This window comes from Alteromonas sp. ABV2_168, from assembly GCF_056161165.1.
Genome location: NZ_JBSWYQ010000019.1, coordinates 1 through 2,394, shown reverse-complemented (window position 1 = coordinate 2,394; position 2,394 = coordinate 1). Strand labels below are relative to the sequence as shown.

Here is a 2,394-nt window from a genome sequence, read left to right as displayed (position 1 = left end):
CGGTTGAAGCGACGGCCACTGATGAGGCGGGCAATTCAACGACTGCAACAGCAACTGGCGGTGAAGTTGATACCACTGCCCCGACAGTCACTCTTGATGCACAAGGCACAGGCAACGACACCACACCAACTATTTCAGGCACCACTGATCTGCCAGCGGGCGAATCAGTTACGCTGACGGTCACCGATGCCAACGGTGATGCACAAACCGTCACCGCGACCGTTCAGCCAGACGGTACGTTCAGCGCCGATGTGCCTGCAGAAATGGCAGAAGGCAACTTCACCGTTGATGCAGCCGCGACCGATGCAGCCGGCAATACCGGCACTGCTTCAACCAGCGGTAATATCGATACCACTGCACCAGTAGTAACACTGGATGCTGAAGGTCTTGGAAATGATGCTACGCCAACTATCTCCGGCACCACGGATCTGCCGCCGGGTGAGTCTGTGACATTAACCGTCACTGATGCAAATGGTGACGTACAAACATTCACTGCAACAGTTCAGCCTGATGGTACGTTCAGTGCTGATGTGCCTGCAAACATGGCCGATGGCAACTACACGGTTGATGCATCTGCTACGGATGCCGCGGGGAATACAGGTAGTGCTTCAACAAGTGGAGAGGTGGATACCACAGCTCCTACAGGAAATATTGTTGTTACCACAACCTATGATGATGCAACACCCATGATCACCGGTACGTTGGATATTCCTGAAGGTGATATCGTTACACTTGTAATCACCGATGCTGCCGGAAATGAGCAAACTCTTACTGTTCCTGTAGCCGCAGATGGTTCATTCAGTGTTGAAGTTCCCACCGATCTGGCTGAAGGTGAGTTCACGGTTCAGGCATCAGCTACAGATGATGCTGGTAATACTGCTACGGCAACGCTCACTGCAACTATTGATATGGCCGCTCCGAGCTTAATCATCGATCCTATTGATATCACCAATGACAACTCTCCGACAGTTACAGGCAGTACGGATGTAGGTGTAGGCACTATTGTCCTGTTGACGGTGACCGATTCTGATGGCGTTGAATACAATCTGTCTGCAGTTGTTCAGGCTGATGGAAGCTGGAGCTCAGATCTTCCCATTCTTCCGGACGGCTCTGTCACCGTTGAGGCGCAGGTTCTGGACGATTCAGGCAATATCGTGAACGTGAGTGCTGCGGGCACAATCGATACAGCCGATCCGGGCATAACGCTGGACACGTTTGTCGATACAAACGATGTGCAGCCTACGATCTCCGGTACTTCAGATGAGCTGGGCGCAAATGTCGAAATCGTGCTTGTAGACGGCTTAGGTGTTGAACAAACCCTCTCTGCCACGGTTCAGCCTGATGGTACCTGGTCTGTCAATGTACCATCAGATCTCAATGAAGGATTACTGACAATCGACGCATCGGTCATGGATGATGCGGGCAACGTTGCAACTGTCAGTACCTCAGGATTAATTGACCTGACACTGCCAGTGCTGAACGTGAATGCCATTAGTGACCTCGCCAGCGACACACCGCTTATCAGCGGTACGTCTGACGAAATCGGCGCACTGGTAACCATCGACATCACTGACGGTAACGGCGATACCCAGAGCTTCAACGCGACAGTTCTCGGCGACGGTACCTGGTCCGCCAACGTGCCCATGGCGATTTCAGAAGGCTTGCTGGATGTGAACGTGTCGGTACTGGATGCAGCGGGCAATGTGGCCACGGTGAATACTTCCGGCCTGATTGACCTGACACTGCCAGTGCTGAACGTGAATGCCATTAGTGACCTCGCCAGCGATACACCGCTCATCAGCGGTACGTCTGACGAAATCGGCGGTATCGTAACCATCGATATCACAGACGGTAACGGCGATACCCAGAGCTTCAACGCCACAGTTCTCGGCGACGGCACCTGGTCTGCCAACGTGCCCATGGCAATTTCAGAAGGCTTATTAGATGTGAACGTGTCGGTACTGGATGATGCCGGCAATCTGGCAACTGTCAGCACCTCAGGATTAATTGACCTGACACTGCCAGTGCTGAACATCAACCCGATCACCGATCTGGCCAGCGATACACCGCTCATCAGCGGTACGTCTGACGAAATCGGCGGTATCGTAACCATCGATATCACGGACGGTAACGGCGATCCCCAGAGCTTCAACGCAACAGTACTGGGCGATGGTACCTGGTCGGCCAATGTACCCATGGCAATTTCAGAAGGCTTGCTGGATGTGAACGTGTCGGTACTGGATGCGGCGGGCAATGTGGCCACGGTGAATACCTCCGGTCTCATCGACCTGACGCTGCCAGTGCTGAACATCAACCCGATCACCGATCTGGCCAGCGATACACCGCTCATCAGCGGTACGTCTGACGAAATCGGCGGTATCGTAACCATCGATA

General features: G+C 53.3%; 1 protein-coding gene. It reads left to right on the top strand.

The window, feature by feature from the left end:
- Positions 1–2,394 (top strand): beta strand repeat-containing protein (locus ACXAH4_RS20055; RefSeq protein WP_474883163.1); only part of this gene is annotated, 2,394 nt, incomplete at both ends.